At 67.0% G+C, this 18,672-nt stretch carries 15 protein-coding genes; 7 read left to right on the top strand and 8 right to left on the bottom strand.

Features of this window, described 5'->3' with window-relative positions:
* Positions 1 to 24 precede the first annotated feature (24 nt).
* The 4 genes from QZL87_RS01660 to pip all read right to left on the bottom strand — a co-directional run bounded on the left by QZL87_RS01660 (position 25) and on the right by pip (position 6,955).
* Complete coding sequence (locus tag QZL87_RS01660) at positions 25 to 1,674, bottom strand: AMP-binding protein (RefSeq protein WP_362988312.1); 1,650 nt, start codon at positions 1,672 to 1,674, stop codon at positions 25 to 27.
* Entirely contained in the window at positions 1,611 to 3,245 is a 1,635-nt protein-coding gene (locus tag QZL87_RS01655; RefSeq protein WP_295322998.1) for a carboxylesterase family protein, read from the bottom strand. Before QZL87_RS01655 ends, QZL87_RS01660 begins: the two co-directional genes overlap by 64 nt.
* A gap of 25 nt (positions 3,246 to 3,270) precedes the next feature.
* On the bottom strand, positions 3,271 to 5,547 hold the full coding sequence (locus QZL87_RS01650) for a TonB-dependent receptor (protein ID WP_295322995.1): 2,277 nt from the start codon (positions 5,545 to 5,547) through the stop codon (positions 3,271 to 3,273).
* A 316-nt stretch (positions 5,548 to 5,863) separates the two neighbouring features.
* Positions 5,864 to 6,955, bottom strand: a complete 1,092-nt coding sequence (gene pip, locus QZL87_RS01645; protein WP_295322993.1) for a prolyl aminopeptidase — start codon at positions 6,953 to 6,955, stop codon at positions 5,864 to 5,866.
* Positions 6,956 to 7,151: 196 nt separating this feature from the next.
* On the opposite strand from pip, the gene QZL87_RS01640 reads away from it, so the two are divergent.
* The 3 genes from QZL87_RS01640 (at position 7,152) to QZL87_RS01630 (ending at position 11,041) form a co-directional block, all read left to right on the top strand.
* Positions 7,152 to 7,403, top strand: a complete 252-nt coding sequence (locus QZL87_RS01640) for a hypothetical protein (RefSeq protein ID WP_295322991.1) — start codon at positions 7,152 to 7,154, stop codon at positions 7,401 to 7,403.
* Positions 7,403 to 8,713, top strand: a complete 1,311-nt coding sequence (locus QZL87_RS01635; protein ID WP_295322989.1) for a L,D-transpeptidase family protein — start codon at positions 7,403 to 7,405, stop codon at positions 8,711 to 8,713. Before QZL87_RS01640 ends, QZL87_RS01635 begins: the two co-directional genes overlap by 1 nt.
* Before the next feature lie 171 nt (positions 8,714 to 8,884).
* Positions 8,885 to 11,041 carry a S9 family peptidase gene (locus tag QZL87_RS01630; RefSeq protein ID WP_295322985.1) on the top strand — a complete coding sequence of 719 codons (2,157 nt, stop codon included), beginning with the start codon at positions 8,885 to 8,887 and terminating at the stop codon, positions 11,039 to 11,041.
* Positions 11,042 to 11,210: 169 nt separating this feature from the next.
* Here the strand turns inward: QZL87_RS01630 and QZL87_RS01625 are convergent, their stop codons facing one another.
* On the bottom strand, positions 11,211 to 11,894 hold the full coding sequence (locus QZL87_RS01625; protein ID WP_295327106.1) for a 2OG-Fe(II) oxygenase: 684 nt from the start codon (positions 11,892 to 11,894) through the stop codon (positions 11,211 to 11,213).
* Positions 11,895 to 12,118: 224 nt separating this feature from the next.
* Between QZL87_RS01625 and QZL87_RS01620 the strand changes: the two genes are divergently transcribed.
* From QZL87_RS01620 to QZL87_RS01605, 4 genes are all read left to right on the top strand, one after another.
* Positions 12,119 to 12,643: a hypothetical protein gene (locus QZL87_RS01620; RefSeq protein WP_295322982.1), complete on the top strand. Its 525-nt coding sequence runs from the start codon at positions 12,119 to 12,121 to the stop codon at positions 12,641 to 12,643.
* Between the two features lie 117 nt (positions 12,644 to 12,760).
* Positions 12,761 to 14,413 (top strand): M20/M25/M40 family metallo-hydrolase, encoded by a 1,653-nt coding sequence (locus tag QZL87_RS01615; RefSeq protein ID WP_295322980.1) that lies wholly within the window; start codon positions 12,761 to 12,763, stop codon positions 14,411 to 14,413.
* Positions 14,414 to 14,655: 242 nt separating this feature from the next.
* Positions 14,656 to 15,231, top strand: coding sequence for a phosphoribosyltransferase family protein (locus tag QZL87_RS01610; protein ID WP_295322977.1), 576 nt, complete (start codon positions 14,656 to 14,658; stop codon positions 15,229 to 15,231).
* On the top strand, positions 15,224 to 16,249 hold the full coding sequence (locus tag QZL87_RS01605) for an adenosine deaminase (protein WP_295322974.1): 1,026 nt from the start codon (positions 15,224 to 15,226) through the stop codon (positions 16,247 to 16,249). Before QZL87_RS01610 ends, QZL87_RS01605 begins: the two co-directional genes overlap by 8 nt.
* A 192-nt stretch (positions 16,250 to 16,441) precedes the next feature.
* Here the strand turns inward: QZL87_RS01605 and QZL87_RS01600 are convergent, their stop codons facing one another.
* The 3 genes from QZL87_RS01600 to QZL87_RS01590 form a co-directional block, all read right to left on the bottom strand.
* Positions 16,442 to 17,482, bottom strand: a complete 1,041-nt coding sequence (locus QZL87_RS01600; protein WP_295322972.1) for a rod shape-determining protein — start codon at positions 17,480 to 17,482, stop codon at positions 16,442 to 16,444.
* Positions 17,483 to 17,654: 172 nt separating this feature from the next.
* Positions 17,655 to 18,143 (bottom strand): hypothetical protein, encoded by a 489-nt coding sequence (locus QZL87_RS01595; RefSeq protein ID WP_295322969.1) that lies wholly within the window; start codon positions 18,141 to 18,143, stop codon positions 17,655 to 17,657.
* Between the two features lie 82 nt (positions 18,144 to 18,225).
* Positions 18,226 to 18,603 (bottom strand): reverse transcriptase-like protein, encoded by a 378-nt coding sequence (locus QZL87_RS01590; protein ID WP_295322967.1) that lies wholly within the window; start codon positions 18,601 to 18,603, stop codon positions 18,226 to 18,228.
* Positions 18,604 to 18,672 lie beyond the last annotated feature (69 nt).

The raw sequence follows: 18,672 nt of genomic DNA, 5'->3' as shown, positions 1-18,672 counted from the left end.
TTGTCATATCGCGGCCCGACGGGCCTACACCTGACCGTAATCGGCCCGCAATTGCATTTTGTCGATCTTGCCGGTCGGCGCGAGCGGCATCGCGTCGAGCCGTACGATCGCGTCGGGAATCCACCAGGAGGCGACGCGTTCGCGCAGCGGCGCGAGCAGGTCCTCGTCGCTGATCGACGCGCCGTTGGTCTCGACCAGCAGGATCGGCCGCTCGCCCCATTTGGGATCGCTGCGCCCGATCACCGCCGCGAGCGACACCTGCGGCAGCGCGCCGACCAGCGCCTCGATCTCGGCGGGGTTGATCCATTCGCCGCCCGATTTGATCAGGTCCTTCGACCGCCCGGTGATCGTCAGATTGCCGGCGCGGTCGAGCCGCGCGAGGTCGCCGGTGTCGAACCAGCCATCGGCGTCGGTCGCGGGCTCATCCTGCCCGAAATAGCGTTCGACGACGCTCGGCCCGCGGACGCGCAGATGCCCCTCGGCGCCGCGCTGCTCGGCGAGCGCGCGTCCCTCGGCGTCGGTGAGCAGCAGGTCGATGCCGATCGCGGGTTTTCCCGACACGCCGGCGGTGCGATCGGGATCGCCAGGGACCGCCGCGGTGCCGAGCGGCGACAGCTCGGTCATGCCCCAGCTCGTCTGCACCTCGGCGCCCAGCCGTCGTTCGATCCGTTCCATCAGCGCGGGCGGCATCGGCGCGCCGCCCACGAGGATGCGCTCGAGCGTCGGCACGTCGCCCCCCTCGCGCTCAAGATGTTCGACAAGGCCCAGCCACACGGTCGGCACGCCGACCCCCGCGGTCACCCCCTCGCCGCGGATCAGCGCCGCCAGATGCGCGCCGTCGCTGTGGCGGCCGGGCAGCACGAGCTTGCCGCCGGCGGCGGGAACCGAAAAGGGCAACCCCCAGGCGTTGGCGTGGAACATCGGCACCACCGCGAGCACCGCGTCGCGCGCGCGCACGCCCATCACATCGGCCTGCAACTGCCGCATCGTGTGGAGATAACAGCCGCGATGGGTGTAAGTGACGCCCTTCGGCGCGCCGGTGGTGCCCGAGGTGAAGCAGAGCCCCGAGGGGCTGTTCTCGTCGAATTGCCCCCAGGCGACGTCGGCCGAGGCCGCCGCGAGCGCCGGTTCGAGCGCGCCGACCGCGACGCGGCCATCCCCCTCGCCCGCATCGGCTTCGGCGGTGTCGAGCAGCAGAATCCGCCGCACGCTCCCGACATTGCGCGTCGCCGCTTCGGCGAGCGGCAGCAGGTCGGGGCTGACGAGCAGGACCCCCGCTTCGGACTGCACCAGCATCGCGCCGATCTGCGCCGCGGTCAGCCGCGGGTTCAGCGTGTGGCACACCGCGCCCATGCCGATGATCCCGTACCAGCTTTCGAGATGCCCCTGCGTGTTCCACGCGAGCGTCGCGACGCGGTGCCCCGCACGCACGCCCATCGCATGCAGCGCCCCCGACACCGCCCGCGCGCGTTCGTAAAGCGCGGCATAGCCGATCCGCGCGATGCTTCCGTCCGCCGCGGCCGATACGACCTCGGCTTGCGCGTGCCATTTGGCGGCGTGGGAGAGGAATTTGTCGAGCGTCAGGCCATAGGATTGCATCGAACCGTCGATCATTGGCACCCCGCGGCTTTCGGCGGCAGCGGCGGCGAGATGACGCCGACGTTCCAGTTCCACGCTATGTCGCCCGCCGCGCGGCGGCGGCACATCACCGCCTCGTGCAGCGCCGCGGTGCCGGGGAGCAGGCGGTGCCCCGCCTTCGGCGCCTCGACGATATGGAGGAAACCCGCGTCGTCCGAATAGTCGGGCCAGTCGGGCTGGCCCTCCGCCTGCGGGCGGCCGCTGCGCGCGAAGCTCGCCCAATAATCGCCCATCGCATCGGCGAGCCAGCGCTCGGTCAGGTCGTCGGGAATCTTCGGCCACAAGGGCGGCGTCTTGCCCGCGGTGCCGAAAATATAGGGCAGCTCGGCGGCATGGAAGGCGTGGAGATTCCATTCGGCGGTCGCCGGATAGCCATGGTCGAAATAATAGAAATAGGCGCCCTGCCCCAGCGCCGCCTGGTTCGACACCAGCCGTTCGGAGGTCCAGCCATACATCGCGTCGCGCGTCGCCGCGAGCATGCTTTCCTCGATATTCTTCGCCGGATAGCGTGCGAGGAAGGCGTCGGCGAACTCGCCGTAATTGGCGCGGATCGCGGCTTCATAGGCCGCGGCGTCGCCCGGCGGCTTGGGCAGTAGAAAGCGCAGCGAGCGGATTTCACCGGCGTTGAAGCCCGCGAGGATCGGCACGGGCGCCTGCTCGTTGCGGTCGAAGCTGTCGACCAGCTGGCGCGGCACGATTTTGCCATCGACGGCGGGGAACGGGAAATAGCCCGCCCTCGGCGCCTTTTCGGCGATTTCCTTCGCGGGCAGTGCGCGCAGCGCCGCGAGGTCGGCGGCGCCGAGCCTGGCGGCGAGGTCAACGCCCTGCGCCTCGGCGGGCACCATGCCGTTCAGCGGCGCACGCAGCCCCGGCGCCGACACCATATAGGCGCTCTGCGCGACCGCCTTGTGGAACAGCCCGCGCGCGGCGGGCGCGGTCATCAGATACATGACGCTGAGCGCGCCCGCCGACTCGCCCGCGATCGACACATTGCCCGCGCTGCCGCCGAAGGCGCCGATGTTGCGCTTGACCCATTTGAGCGCCGCGATCTGGTCGAGCAGCCCGTAATTGCCCGACACACCGTCGGCCGATTCGGCGCTGAGCTGCGGATGCGCGAACCAGCCGAGCGCGCCGAGCCGGTAGTTGATCGACACGACGACGATCCCGCGCTCGGCGAGCGCGCTGCCGTCGTAGATCGGATCGCCCCCCGACCCGCCGGTCAGCGCGCCGCCGTGGATCCACACGAACACCGGCGCATCCTTTGCTTGCCTGGGCGCCCAGATGTTGAGCGACAGGCAATCCTCGCTCATCGCCGGTAGGTCCCAGGCATAGATGCTGGGACCGCGCGGTCCGGGCTGCATGCACGCCGCGCCGAAGCGCGTCGCGCCGCGCACGCCCGCCCAGTGCTCCGCCGGCTGCGGCGGCGCCCAGCGCAGCTTGCCGACCGGCGGCGCAGCGTAAGGAATGCCCTTGAAGACGCGGATGCCCTTCGTCTCGCTGCCCTCGACCTTGCCCGCGGGCGCGTCGACCACCGGCCCCGCCGCCGCGACCGGCGAGGCACAGAGCGCGGCGACGGCAAGCGCGAAGCCGGACAGGCGGCGGATCATCGGACCTTTCATCTCCTCGCCCCGGTTAGAAGCGGTAGTTGGCGCGGACGCCGATCGTGCGCGGACGCATGCGGGCGTAGCGGCCGTCGAGGAAGGCCTCGGGATGGACATAGGTGATCTTGCTGTCGTCGAAGAGATTTTCGACATAGGCGCCGAGGTCGATCGCCCCCAGCTTCGCCCCGGCATAGAGGTTCACATTGGTCCACGCCTCGGTGAAATCGTAGGTCGGGCTGACCGCAGCGGGATTGCCCGGCACATTGGGGAACTGGTTCGGGAAGGAACCGGCGTGCGATACATTGACCGCGGCATAGGCGCTGTCGCCGCCGCCGATCGCGAAATCATAGCGCAGCGTGCCCGACCCCTGAAAATGCGGAGAAGCCAGGCGGGTGCCGAGCTCGGCGCCCGAAATCGCCGCCTCGCCGGGCGTCAGGTCGGTGACCTTCGCGCGGTTGAACGAACCGTTGAGCGCGAGGCTCAGACCCTGGACGGGCCGCGCGAGAAACTCGAATTCGAGGCCATAGCTTTCGGCGCCGCCAATGTTGGTCGCGAACTGGATCGAGTCCGAGACGCGGTTCGCCTGAACCTGAATATCCTTCCAGTCGATATAATAGGCCGCGATATTGGCAACGAGATCGCCGCCGAGCCAGCGGCCCTTCAGCCCGAGCTCGTAATTGGTCACGCTGTCCGACTTCGCGCCGTCGGGGATGATCAGGTCGTCGGGATCGATCGCGCTGACCAGCCCGGCGCGCGCGTTGACGACCGGCGTGCGGAACCCCGTCGACACCGTGGCATAGGTGGTCAGGCTGTCGACCGGCTTCCACGACACGCTGGCTTTCCACGACAGGCGGTCGTCCTTGACCTTCAGCCCTTCGGAATAGGGAATATCGGTGACGGTGAGCGGGAAATTCTGCACGCCCAGGAAAGCGAGCGTCAGATAATTGCTGTTATAGCCGCCGCCGCGGGTGAAGCTCTGCACCTCGGTGCTGCCGTAGCGCAGCCCGCCGGTGACCCAGAAACTGTCGCTGAAGCGCCCGGTCACTTCGCCGAAGCCCGCGATCTCCTTCTGGTCGGTATAGCTGTTGAAGCGCTGGTAATATTCGTCGGGCAGCCCGGTCAGATTGTTATCGGTCAGATATTCGAGGCTCGAGCGATAGGCGAAATCGACGGTGCGGCGCTTGTCGTAATAGAAGAAGCCCGCGACCCATTCGATCGGCCCGTCGTGGCGCGACACCAGCCGCGTTTCCTGAACGAACAGGTCATCGAAGCCATAGGCATCGAGCGCGAAGGGAAAGGCCTGCGCAAAAGTGCCCGCAAGGTCGACATAGAAGGAGGCGTCATAGTCTGACAGCGTCGTCGAGCTGATCAGCTCGGCGAAATCGAACTCGTAATTGATCGTCACATTATAATTGGTGAGCTTGCCCTGGAACAGGTCGGGGCGGTCCGAATTGCGCACGAACTTGCCGAGCAGCGGGTTGGTCAGCGCCGAGTCCGCGGGCTTGCTGTTCTCGTAGGAGGCGAGCAGCTTGACCTTCATCCGGTCGCTCGGCTGGAGGAGCAGGATCGCGCGTCCGCCGAACGCCTCGAGGCTGTTCGAATCCTCGATCCCGGTGCCGATATTGTCGACCCAGCCGTCCTCGTTGCGGTAATAGCCGGTGACGCGCAGCGCGATCTCATCCTTCATGATCGGCAGGTTCACCATCGCATTATAGCGTTGGCGCACCGAGCTCGACCCGGTGAGGCCGAGGTCGACGCTCGCCGAAGCCTCGAAATCGTCGAGGTCGGGGCTCTTGGTGATGATCCGCATCGCGCCCGCGAGCGAGTTCGACCCGAACAAGGTGCCCTGCGGCCCGCGCAGGAACTCGACGCGCTCGACGTCGTAGAGATTGGGATCGAGGATCGTCGAATTGCCGTTCGCCGAGATCGGCAGTTCGTCGACATAGATGGCGACCGCGCTCTGGAGACCGGCCGAATAGCCGTTGGTGTTGATGCCGCGCGCGGTGAAATTGTTGAAATTCTGCGTCGGCCGGTTGACGACGATGCCGGGCGTATTCTGGGCGATCCCCTCGAACCCGACGATGCCGAGGTCGTCGAGCTCCTCCTGCCCGAACGCGGTGACGCTGAGCGGCACGTCCTGCAAGCGCGCGGTGCGGCGGGTCGCGGTGACGATGATGTCGCGATCATCGCGCTGCTGTTCCTGCGCGGTGGTATCGGCGGATGGCGTCTCCGCCTCCTGCGCCATGACCGAAACGGGCGATGCGAACAGGGCGGCCGCCGAGGCGGACACAAAAAGCTGAGCCTTCATATCAAACTCTCCCTCCCGTCAGCGGTCGTTGCCGCCGATCTGGGCCCAGCTTATCGGCAAGATTCTCACGCGAGTCAATATTCACTATCGCGTGTGTGAATAAAATGGAGAAAGCGGGGAAATTCGTTCCTTATCGTTGAAATTGCATGGAAATTGGCGCCGATTTCCGGCTCAGCCGTTGCAAATCCCCTCTGTGCTCCCGCGAAGGCGGGAGCCCATCTCCGACCGGCGCCATTTTCAACCGACCGGAGATGGGTCCCCGCCTTCGCGGGGACACGCGCGGTTTTTCAAGGATGATTCCGCTATCGCCGTTCCGTCACTCCCCGATACGCGCCAGCCCGTCCATCACCGCGGTCAGCGCCAGCGCATTCTCGCGCTCCATCGCGCTATGTCCGGCGTTGGTCACGACGTAAGTGGCGGGCTCCGCCCCGGCCCCGCGCAGCGCTGCGACGAGCCTTGACGCCTGCGTCAGCGGGCACACCTCGTCGAAGCGGCCGTGGACGATATGGGTGGGAATGCCGGCGAGCGTGGCGATATTGTCGAAGAAATGCCCCGCCGGGAGGAACAGCGCGTTGGCGAAATAATGCGCCTCGATCTGCGCGAAGCAGAGCGCGAAATCGGCTTCGCCGAACTTGCCGGTGTCGGCCGTCTCGGGAATCATGTTCGAAATCACGCCCTCCCACAAGGACCAGGTCAGCGCCGCCTTGAGCTGGCGCTCCGTCTCGGCTTCGGTCGCGGGGACCATGTCGAAGATCGCCTTGTAGGATTTCATCACGTCGCCGCGCTCTTCGGGGGTCAGCACCGACAGGAGTTCGGCCCATTCCGCGGGATATTTCATATAAGCGCCGGGTTCGGTGAGGGCGTAGGGATCGTCGGCCCACGTCGCGGCATTGCCCTGATAGAGATAGAGCAGATCCTCGGGCGCCCCCAGGAAGATGCCGCGCAGGATCAGGCTTGCGCAATGCTCGGGATGCGCGATGGCATAGGCCATCGCAAGCGTGCTGCCCCAGCTGCCGCCAAAGACGTGCATCGGCCCCGCGATCTCCAGCTTGTCGCGCAATTTCTCGATGTCGCCGATCAGGTCGGCGGTGGTGTTTTTCGCCAGCGCCACCGCGGGGCCCGCCGAGGCGACATTGGGCTCGCTCTTGCCGCAGCCGCGCTGGTCGAACAGGATCACGCGATAACGTTTCGGGTCGAAGAAGCGCGCCATGACGGGGGCGCAGGCGCCACCCGGACCGCCGTGGAGGAACATCACCGGTTCGCCCGCGGGATTGCCATATTCCTCCCAATAGATGCGGTGCGCGGGATCGCGGTCGACTTCGAGCCAGCCGAAATTCAGGCACGGCGGCTGCGGATAGACCCAGTCCTCGCCGATCTTGCTCGACGCCTGCAATCGCGAAAAATCCATGTCTTTGCCCTTATTTGTGATCGAGCCGCCGCCCCGAACGGGGCGCGGGGAACTTATGGCGCAGATCATCGTTCAAAAACCACCCCTGATCGCGGGATGGACGACGTGCCGCCGGCCGTGGGCATGGCAGAGATCCCGGGGTTGGGCGCTCGCGCCCGGAAAGCGATTTCCGGCCGTATCAAAAAGGAGTGGTCTCATGCGTTTCCAACCCGTCTTGATAAGCGCGCTCGGCGCGCTCGCACTCTCCGCCTGTTCGCAGCAGGAAGAAATCGCCGCGGCCCCGCCGCCTCCGCCGCCGGGCGCGGTTCCCGGGAGCATCGCCGCCGACCGCGACGGCGACGGCATCATCGATGGCTATTACACCGCCGACGGTATCTATCATCCGAACTACACCCCGCCGCCGCCCCCGCCGCCGCCCGCCCCGACGCAGGTGGGAGAACGCGGCTGATGGCGCCCGTTCGGGGGGCGCGGCGCCGCTGCGCTCCCCTGTTCCTGACCCTGCTGGCGCTCGGCGGCACGCTCGCGCCGCCCGCGCTTGCCGCGCCCGCCGCCCAAAGTGCCCCACTGGCGGGCGCGATCCGCGAGGAGGCCCGCGGCGACGTCAAACGCTTCTATGCCGCGCGCGGCTACAAGCCGCTATGGGTTCGCGCGGGCAAGATCGGGCCCGAAGCCGCGATATTGCTCGGCTATCTTTCAACCGCGCGCTTCGACGGCCTCAAGCCCGCATCCTATGACGTGCGCGATCTCGAGGGCGCGATCGCCCGTTCGCGCGGCGGCGATCCGCGCGCCCTCGCGCGCGCCGAGGTCGAATTGTCAAATGCCTTCGCACGCTATGTCCGCGACATGCGCCGCCCCGGCGATGCGAAGATGGACTATGCCGACAAGTCGCTGAAGCCGAGGAAGGCCGACACCGAAACCACCCTCCGCGCAGCCGCCTTTCCGAAGGATTTCGGCGACTACATGAAAAATATGGGCTGGATGAGCGAACATTATGTCCGCCTCCGCACCCTGATGCGCCGCGCGCAGGGCGGCGGCGCGCCCGAGGAGGTGATGGACCGCCTTCGCCTCAACCTCGACCGCACCCGCATCCTGCCCGGCCCCTACACGCACCATATCGTCGTCGACGCTTCGTCGGGCCAGCTCTGGTATTATGGGTCGGGCAAGCGCGTGGGCGTGATGAAGGTCGTCGTCGGCGCCCCCGAAACGCAGACGCCGATGCTCGCGGGCAAGCTGCAATGGGCGATCCTCAACCCCTATTGGAACGTTCCCGACTATCTCGCGCAAAAGAGCATCGCGCCCAAAGTGCTCGCGGGACGCAGCCTCGCGTCGCTGCGCATGGAGGCGCTGTCCGACTGGGGCCCCAATCCGCGCAAGCTCAAATCGTCCGAGATCGACTGGCCCGCCGTCGCCGCGGGCCAGCAGGTGCTGCGCCTGCGCGAACTGCCCGGCAAGAGCAATTCGATGGGCAAGGTGAAATTCCTCTTCCCCAACGACGACGGCATCTATCTGCACGACACGCCCGATCGCGCGCTGCTCGCCAAGCCCGACCGCCATTTCTCGAACGGCTGCATCCGGCTCGAAAATGCGGCCAGGCTCGGCCAGTGGCTGCTCCACCGCTCGATCAACACCAAGTCGAAGGCGCCCGAACAGGCGGTGCCGCTGCCGGTCGAGGTGCCCGTCTACCTCACCTATATCACCGCCAAGGCGACGGAGCGCGGCATCGCCTTCCGCGACGACGTTTACGGGCGGGACGGGTAGGCACTTTTCCCAAAGCCCGCTTTCGTCATCCCGGACTTGATCCGGGATCCATTCTTCCCGACGTCGCGTGAATGGGCCCCGGATCAAGTCCGGGGTGACGATGGAACGGGCGGTTGACCCGCATCCTCGAAAAGTCCAGACCACCTCCGTCGCAAAAAGGGGAAATATTTCATGCGCAAACTGGCATTGTTCGGGGCGAGCCTCCTCGCCCTCACCGCGCAGATCAGCCTCGCGCAGGAAGAACAGCCACCCGCCGCCCCGCCGTCCGAAGCCGCCGCGCCGGCCGAGCCTCCCGCCGCGATGTCGGCCTCCGCCGTCGGCAGCGCGAGGCTCGCCCCCAACCGCCGCTTCACCGGCGCCGACCTGTTCGACCTCGCGATCGCCGCCGATCCGCAGATCAGCCCCGACGGCCGCCATATCGCCTATGTCCGCCGCGCGAACGACATCATGACCGACCGCGCGGTCAGCTCGATCTGGCTGATCGATACCCGGACCGGCGCGGAAACGCCGATCGCCGGCCGGCAGGGCGGTGCCTTTTCGCCGCGCTGGTCGCCCGACGGCAAGCGCCTTGCCTTCGCGTCGACCGAGGGCGGCAGCGCGCAGCTCTGGGTCCGCTGGATGGACGGCGGCGAAGCGGTGCGCCTCACCGGCCTGCCGACCAGCCCGTCGAGTATCGCCTGGTCGCCCGACGGCCGCTCGATCGCCTATACGATGCTGGTCAAGGACGAGGGACCGAAATTCGGCAGCGCCCCCGCGAACAAGCCCGAGGGCGCGAAATGGGCCGAACCGCTCGAAGTGCGCGACCTCCTCACCTATCGCGCCGACGGCGAGGGCTATCTCGAACCCGGCTTCGAGAAAATCTTCCTTGTCCCCGCGACCGGCGGCTCGCCGCGCCAGCTGACCTTCGGCCCCTATCACGACGGCGGCCCCCTGAGCTGGTCGCGCGACGGCCGCACGCTCTATTTCGCCGCCAACCGGCGCCCCGACTGGGAGAGCGATCCGGTCGAAAGCGAAATCTATGCGCTCGACGTCGAGAGCGGCGGAGTCACCGCGCTCACCGACCGCAACGGCCCCGACGCGAACCCGATCGTCTCGCCCGACGGCGGCAAGATCGCTTACCTCGGTTTCGATGACAAACTGCGCGCTTATGAAAACACCCAGCTCTATGTGATGAACCGCGACGGATCGGGCCAGCGCAGCCTGACCGCCGATTGGGACCATGGCATCGACGCGATCGAATGGGCCGGCGACGGACGCAGCGTCTATGCGCAATATGACGACCATGGCGAGACGAAGGTCGCGCGCATCGCCCTCGACGGATCGGTGCGCACCGCCGCGACCGGCCTGTCGGGCGGCGGGCTCGACCGCCCCTATACCGGCGGCAGCTTCACCGTGTCGGACGACGGCGCGATCGCCTTCACCGGCGGCACCCCCACCCGCCCCGCCGAAGTTCAGCTGGCGCGCGGCGGATCGGCGCGCATGCTCACCGATCTCAACCGCAGCTTGCGCGAAGTGAAATCGCTCGGCGAGGTCCGCAAGATCACCGCCGCCTCCAGCCACGACGGCAAGACGATCGAGGGCTGGCTGACGCTGCCGCCCGGCCATGTCGAGGGCCAGCGCGTGCCGCTGATCCTCGAAATCCATGGCGGCCCTTTCGCGGCCTATGGCCCGCATTTCGCGACCGACAACCAGCTCTACGCCGCCGCGGGCTATGCCGTGCTCTCGGCCAATCCGCGCGGTTCGACGAGCTATGGCGCGGCCTTCGCGAACGAGATCGACAAGGCCTATCCGGGCAATGACTATTTCGACCTGATCTCGATCGTCGACCGCGCGATCGAACTCGGCGTCGCCGACCCGGATGCGCTGTTCGTCACCGGCGGCTCGGGCGGCGGTGTGCTGACGAGCTGGATCGTGGGGAAGACCAACCGGTTCAAGGCGGCGGTCACGCAAAAGCCGGTGATCAACTGGACGACGCAGGCGCTCACCGCCGACGGCCCCGCTTTCTTCGGCCGCTACTGGCTCGGCGCGCAGCCGTGGGAGAATCACGAGCTTTACTGGTCGCGTTCGCCGCTGTCGCTCGTCGGCAATGTCGAAACCCCGACGATGGTCGTGGTCGGCGCCGAGGATTATCGCACCCCGGTCAGCGAATCCGAACAATATTACACCGCGCTCCGCCTCCGCGGCGTGCCCACCGCGCTCGTCAAGGTGCCCGGCGCCAGCCACGGCGGCATCGCGGCACGCCCGTCGCAATCGGCCGCCAAGGCCGCGGCGATCCTCGCCTGGTTCGAGAAATACCGGAAGGGCTGGACGCGGCCGGCGGGGAAATAGGCGGGCGATCGATCGGGTCCGCTTGAGGGTAGGAAGCGGACGTTGCCTATAACCGTCGCCCCCGCGAAGGCGGGGGCCGCCAGCGGCCTTAATCAGCGGCGCCCGCGTAAACCGACAGCGGCCGCCCGCCTTCGCGGGGGCGACAGCTAGTTTCGGCCGTTCGCGCCCTTCACGCCGCGTCGTGGAAGATCAGGCCCAGCGTATGCCGCCGCCCCGACCGGATTTCGCTGACCCCGTGGCGCATCGTCACGCGATAGTCGCCGCGCGATCCCCGCACCGGCCGCGCATTCACCGCGAAGACGGCCGCGTCGCCCTTCCACAGCGGCACGACCGCGGCTCTCGATTGCATCCGCGGCCGCTGTTCGGTCAGGATGAACTCGCCGCCGGTGAAATCGCGTTGCGGCTCGGACAGCAGGATGGCGACCTGCAGCGGAAACACATGCTCGCCGTAGAGATCCTGGTGCAGGCAATTATAGTCGCCCGCGCCATATCGCAGCAGCAAGGGCGTCGGCCGCCGCTGTCCCGCATCGTGGCAGCGCGCGAGGAATTCGGCATGATCGGCCGGAAAGCGTGCCGCCATCCCCATCCGCTCGTGCCAACGGTTCGCGATCGGCGCGAGCCGCGCATAGAGCATGCCCCGCAAAGCCTGAACCAGCGGCGGCAGCGGATAGGCGAAATAACGATATTCGCCGCGTCCGAAGCCGTGCCGCGCCATGAACACATGGCTGCGGAACCCCGCATCCCGCGCATAGAGCGCCGCGGTGCCGTCGCATTCGGGGCCGCTCAGCAACCCCGGCAGCATCGCCCATCCGTCACGATCGAGCGCCGCGGCGATCGGGTCTCCTTTCGGCATTTCGATAGGCGCGCCGATGCGTGTTTCCATGATCTTCGTCATGCGCCGGCAATGCCATTGCGCACGCCGGTCCGCGCTCCGTTTCTTGCTTTCAAACCCGAAGTCCCGGGCCGCGCCACCGTCCGGCGTATCCGGGGCACAGCGGGCCGGATCGGGGCTTCCGCGCCCGCGCATCTTCTCTCTAGTCGGTCGCACGGGGGCGGGTGAAGACAGGAGCAAGGATCATGAGCGCCCTTTCGACCCGGCACGAGCCCGACCCGGTCCGTCACGGCGGCCCGCCGACGGCGGAAGACTACGCACTGGGGCTCCAGTTCTGCCGCGTCGGCCTTCTGTCGCTGACGCGGCTGCAACTCGCGCTCGAACGCGGCGACCGGTCGCGCGCGATGGAGGCGATCGACGACCTGCACGCGCTCGATACCGAGGTCGAACGCCTCGTCGGCGCGCTCCCCGTCTCGTCACACGATTCGCGACAGGCGCGTGTCGCCGGCATTCTCAAGCAAGAGAAGATGGCGGTCGCCTTCGAAAAGCTCGCGCTGGCGAGCGGGATCAGCGGACCCGACCTTTCGTCACGCCCGGGCGTTCCGGAGCGCCTCGCCAACGTGCGGGAGGAAGCCGGTCCCGCTGTCATCGCCGATTGGCCGCCCGCCGAGCCCCGAACGGCGCGCCTCCTGCGCGTCTATGGACCGCGCGTGGCGGTGCTGTTCGCGATCACGGCCGCGACGCTGGCGGCGTTGCTGGCGGCGCTTTAAGCCGAACCCCGCCACACCGCGCGCCCGACAGCCCGCGCCAGCGGTTCACAATGCGCCCTGCCATGCTAAGACCCGGCTTTCCAACCGCCTCGACCGCTGACAAACCGGAAAGCTTCCATGAAAACGCACCTTGCCGCCGCCCTTTTCCTCACCGCCATCGCCGCGCCGGCCGCAGCCCAAACGGGTATCGACGCCGCCAATCTCACCGAAACCGTGCGCACGCTTGCTTCCGACCAGTTTCAGGGCCGCGCCCCCGGGACGGTCGGCGAGGAGCGCACGGTCGGCTATCTGATCGGCCGGCTGGAGGCGATGGGGCTCGAACCCGCGGGCGTCGACGGCGGCTGGACGCAGCCGGTGCCGCTGCTCCACACGCGCCTCGGCGCGCCCGAAACGCTGGCCTTCGGCCGCAAGGGCGCCGCGACGCCGCTGACCTTCGGCACCGACATCTATGTCTCGACGCTCCAGCCCAAGGACAAGGCGGTGGTGGCGAACGCGCCGATGGTCTTCGTCGGTTATGGCGTCAGCGCCCCTGAGCGCGGCTGGGACGATTTCAAGGGGCAGGATTTGAAGGGCAAGGTCGCGGTCTTCCTGATCAACGATCCCGATTTCGTCGCGGCCAAGGGCGAGGATCCGTTCGGCAAATTCGGTGGCCGGACGATGACCTATTACGGCCGCTGGACCTATAAGTTCGAGGAAGCCGCCCGCCGCGGCGCGGTCGCGGCGCTGATCGTCCACGACGCCGAGGGCGTCGGCTATGGCTGGAACGTCGTCAAGAGCGGCGGCGGCGAAAATTACGGTCTCGTCGTGCCGCCCGAAAAGGTGACGAGCCTTGCGCTGCAGGGCTGGATCTCCGGCGAAATGGCGACGAAACTCTTCACCGATGCCGGGCAGGATCTGGAGAAATTGCGCGTCGCGGCGCGCCGCAAGGATTTCACGCCCGTAGACCTCGGCACGAGCTTCGACGCCGCGATCCCCGTGACGCAGGAGGTCGTGCAGAGCCAGAATGTCCTCGCCAAGATTTCGGGCGCGAAACGCCCCGACGAGGTCGTCATCTATGGCGCGCATTGGGACGCCTATGGAGAAGGTCCGCCCGACAGCGAGGGCCGCATCTATCGCGCGGGCGCCAACGACGACGCGCTCGGCGTCGCGGGGCTGTTCGAGATCGCGCGGCTGTTCAAGGCGGCGCCGCCGCCCGACCGCACGATCGCCTTCGCCTTCTGGACCGCCGAGGAGCGCGGGCTGCTAGGATCCGAAGCCTATGCCGAAAAGCCGCTCTTCCCGCTCGAGAAGACCGTCGCCAACCTCGGCCTCGACATCCTTCAGACCGCCGGCCGCGCCAAGGACGTCGTCCTCGTCGGCAAGGGACAGGGCACGCTCGAGGACGATCTCGCTCGCTTTGCGGCGGCGCAAGGGCGCACGGTCAGCGTCGAGAGTCTGCCCGAACGCGGCCTCTTCTACCGTGCCGACCATTTCAGTCTCGCCAAGCGCGGCGTGCCCGTCCTGTTGATGATGGGGATCGCGGGCGCGTCGGATCTCGTCGAGGGTGGCAAGGAAGCGGGACAGGCGTGGGTCGATGCCTATACGGGCAAATGCTATCATCAGGCGTGCGACGCCTGGGGACCCGACTGGAACCTCGACGGCGCGGTGCAGGACATCGAGATTTTCCATCGGATCGGTAATGAATTGGCGCGTTCGGCACGCTGGCCCGGGTGGAAAGCCGGCAGCGAGTTCAAGGCGATCCGCGACAAGAGCGCTGCGGTGCGGAAATAGGGCGTCATGCGCTGAAGACGGCTGGCGGCCGGTAGCGGCCGAAGCGCGATTGCTCTCTCCCCTTCAGGGGAGAGATACGAAAGCTCGCCGGCTTGTCCGGCTAGCCGAAGTTGAGAGGGGTATGAGCCGCTTCGGCCCCCTCTCCCAACCCTCTCCCCTGAAGGGGAGAGGGCTATGGCAACTCCCCACCCCAATACCGCCCCATCTTGCGGCGTCCCGCCCGGAAGATTACTCCGCTCTCCATGAGCGACGACAAAATCTTCATCAGCGCCAACGAACTGCTCGCCGACTCGCTGCGTCTCGGGATGCAGGTGGTGGGCAGCGATTTCAGGCCGACGCACCTCGTGGGCATCTGGCGCGGCGGCGCGCCGGTCGGGATCGCGGTGCAGGAACTGCTCGACTATCACGGCCACCATTGCGACCATATCGCGATCCGCACCTCCTCCTACAAAGGCATCGACCAGCAGGACCCGCAAGTGAAGGTGTTCGCGCTCGGCTACCTGATCGACACGCTCAATCCCGACGACCGGCTGCTGATTATCGACGATGTCTTCGACAGCGGTCGCAGCATCCGCGCCTTCATCGCCGAATTGAAGGCGCGCTGCCGCCACAATATGCCGCGCGACATCCGCATCGCGACCGTCTGGTTCAAGCCGGGGCGCAATGTCACCGACCTCCGCCCCGATTTCTTCGTTCACGAAACCGACCGGTGGCTGATCTTCCCGCACGAGATCGACGGGCTGACGGTCGAGGAAATCCGCCGTCACAAGCCCGAGGCGGCGATCATCCTCGGGCAAGCGAAGGCGCCAAATGCCTGAGGGTTTCGCCTCGCGCGAGGAACGCGCCGCCTTTATTGCGGGCCTGCCCAAGGCCGAACTGCACCTCCATATCGAAGGATCGCTCGAACCCGCGCTGATGTTCGAGCTGGCGCAGCGCAACCGGGTCGCGATCCCCTTTGCCAGCGTCGAGGAAGTGCGCGCGGCCTATGCCTTCTCGAACCTCCAGGATTTTCTCGACATCTATTATCAGGGCATGGGCGTGCTCCACCGCGAGCAGGACTTCCATGACCTGACCGCCGCTTACCTCGCGCTCGCGCATGCCGACAATGTCCGGCACGTCGAGATTTTCTTCGATCCGCAGGGGCACACGGCGCGGGGCGTCGCCTTCGGCACCGTTGTCGCGGGCATCACACGCGCGCTCGACGATGCCGAAGCGAGCTACGGCATGACGTCGAAGCTCATCATGTGCTTTCTCCGCCACCTCAGCGAGGACGAGGCCGAAGCGACGCTCGACGCGGCGCTGCCATATCTCGATCGCATCGCCGGCGTCGGGCTCGACTCGTCCGAAGTCGGGCATCCTCCCGCCAAGTTCGAACGCGTCTTCGCACGCGCGAAGCGACTGGGCCTCAAGACCGTCGCGCACGCCGGCGAGGAAGGGCCGCCCGAATATGTCCGCGAAGCGCTCGATCTCTTGAAGGTCGATCGCATCGACCATGGCAATCGCAGCCTCGAGGACCCCGCGCTCGTCGCGCGGCTCGCCGCCGAAGGCATGACGCTGACCGTCTGCCCGCTCTCGAACCTCAAGCTCTGCGTCGTCGGCGACATCGCCGCCCATCCGCTGAAGACCATGCTCGATGCGGGCCTCAAGGCGACGGTAAACAGCGACGATCCCAGCTATTTCGGCGGCTATGTGGGCGCCAATTACCAGGCGGTCGCCGATGCGCTCGACCTGTCGAAGGACGAACTGCTGACGCTCGCGCGCAACAGCTTTACCGGCTCGTTCCTGAGCGATGCCGACAAGGCGAAGCATATGGCCGCGATCGACGCCTGCGCCTGACTGGCGGCGATGATCGGTTGCGACTAAAATGCGACGCTTGGTATCCCATAACTCGTCATTCCCGCGAAAGCGGGAACCCAGTGCGGGGTCAGCCGACGCACGCTCTGGGTTCCCGCTTTCGCGGGAATGACGAAGATAGGAAATGGCAGCTCTCTACCCCGAACCAGCCATTCACGGCCGCTCGGAACCCTGTCAAGCCGCGATCAGCACGCCGTGATAGGTGCGGTCCTCGAACGCGCGTCCCGCACCCATCGCGACGCACATCAACGCATCGTCGGCGACCGTGACCGGCAGCCCGGTCGCGCGCGCGATCGCCTGATCCATGCGGCGTAGCAGCGCGCCGCCGCCGGTCAGCGTGATGCCTTCGTCGATGATGTCGGCCGACAGTTCGGGCGGCGTCTGTTCGAGCGCCGCGCGCACCGCGCCGACGATCTGCCCGACGGGTTCGGCGAGCGCCTCGGCGACCTCGGCCTCGGTCACCCGCACCTCGGCGGGGCGGCCGGTGACGAGGTCGCGGCCCTTGACGCCCATGACCATGCCGTCGCCCGCCGGCGGGGTCGCGCAGCCAATCGTCATCTTCACGCGCTCGGCGGTCATTTCGCCGACCATCAGATTATGTTTGCGGCGGATGAAGGAGGAGATCATGTCGTCCATCTTGTCGCCGCCGACGCGCACCGAATTGCTGTAGGCGATGCCGCTCAGCGACAGCACCGCGACCTCGGTCGTGCCGCCGCCGATGTCGACGACCATGGCCCCCCTCGGCTCGGCGACCTGCAGCCCGGCGCCGATCGCGGCGGCGAGCGATTCCTCGATCAGTTGCACCGATGCCGCGCCCGCATTGCTCGCGGCGTCGCGGATCGCGCGGCGCTCGACCATCGTCGATCCCGACGGCACGCAGATCACGACATGGCTGCGCTGGACGAAGCGGCTCGCACCGCCCTGCGCCTTGTCCATGAAGTGCTTGAGCATCTGCTCGGCGACGTCGATGTCGGCGATGACCCCGTCGCGCAAGGGGCGGATCGCCTGGATATTGTCGGGGGTCTTGCCCATCATCGGCTTGGCTTCGTTGCCGACGACCTTGACCCGGCGGACGCCGTCGCGCGTTTCCAGCGCAACGACCGAGGGTTCGTTGAGGACGATGCCCTTGTCGCGCACATAGACGACGGTGTTCACCGTCCCGAGGTCGATAGCCATATTGTGCGCGGCCGACGCAAACCGATTAAAAAACTTCATATGCGGGGCGAATGCCTTCGGGGTTTGAATGGAAGAATCAGGCGTGCTGGCCCTTCGGCGCCCTCAACGTCTGGTCCCGTGATCGACTGCGTCGAAGCCGCGAACGCGTCAACGAAAGCGGCCGCCAATACTGCCAGAACGGTTGTTTCTCAGGCTCGGTTGATCGAACGGTTCAAAATTCGGGGTCAGCCGAGCCCGGAAGGCGCAATTTGAGGCCCTGCAGCCTGACGATCCGATCGCCCTCGCACAGCGGCGCCGCGATCAGCCGCATCCAGCGGCGCGGCGCCTCTGCGGGGCAGATTTCGACGTCGAGTGTGAAGCCGCGCCGGTGACGGATCGCATAGGCGCGCAGTTTCTCCATCGCCGCGCGCGATCCCTCGGCATAGAGCCCCGCCGCCTCTTCGCGCCGGACGGACGCCCCGCGCGGGATGCCAAAAATATCATAGACCTCGTCCGACCAGCTCAGCCGGTCATTGTCGGTGAGGTCGCATTCCCACTGCCCGATTCCGATGCGCCCCGGCCCCAGCCGCGCCGCGACATCGACGACGTCGGGGATCGGATCGAGCGTCTCGCACCGATGCAACTGCCCCAGCTCGAAAAAACGCGTGCGTTCGTAGAGCGGCCAGCTGTGATGGACGGGCAAGGGATGGGTTGGCTTCAACGCGCTGGTCTTCCATTGAATCAGCCAAGGATAGGCGACCGGCATTTAACAGTTTGTGAGGCTTTTTGACAGCCTTTCGGCGCTATCGCCCGCGCGCCAGCGCGATCCCCGCCAGATTCTGCGTCCGCTTGATATGACGCACGGCGGGCGCCGGCCCGCCTTCGGCGAGCGCGCGGAAACGGGCGAGATGCTCCGCCGCCCCGCCGCGGGCGCGCACCGCGCCGTTCGCTTGCGCCACCACCCCCGCCGCGTCGCCGAGCAGGATGAAATTCTCCAGCGCCAGGTCGCGCGCCAGCCGCAGCGCCGCGATCAGCGCGAGCCACTCGGCATCCTGGCTGCTGCCGATCCCCGCGTCGCGCACGACGACGGCCGCGCCGCCGGTGACGACGGCGGTTTCCATCCTGCCCGGGTTGGGCCGGCATCCGCCGTCGAAATAGATTTTGATGCGGCGCGCCGTCATATGAATCCTAACATTATCGGGTCAGGCTGAAACACCGTCTTCCTTGTTTCGTCATCCCGGCGAAGGCCG

Origin of the sequence: uncultured Sphingopyxis sp., from assembly GCF_900078365.1 — a bacterium.
In the GTDB taxonomy this organism is placed as follows: Bacteria; Pseudomonadota; Alphaproteobacteria; order Sphingomonadales; family Sphingomonadaceae; genus Sphingopyxis.
Note: the sequence above shows the minus strand (reverse complement) of the source record. Positions and strands in the feature narration are given on the sequence as shown.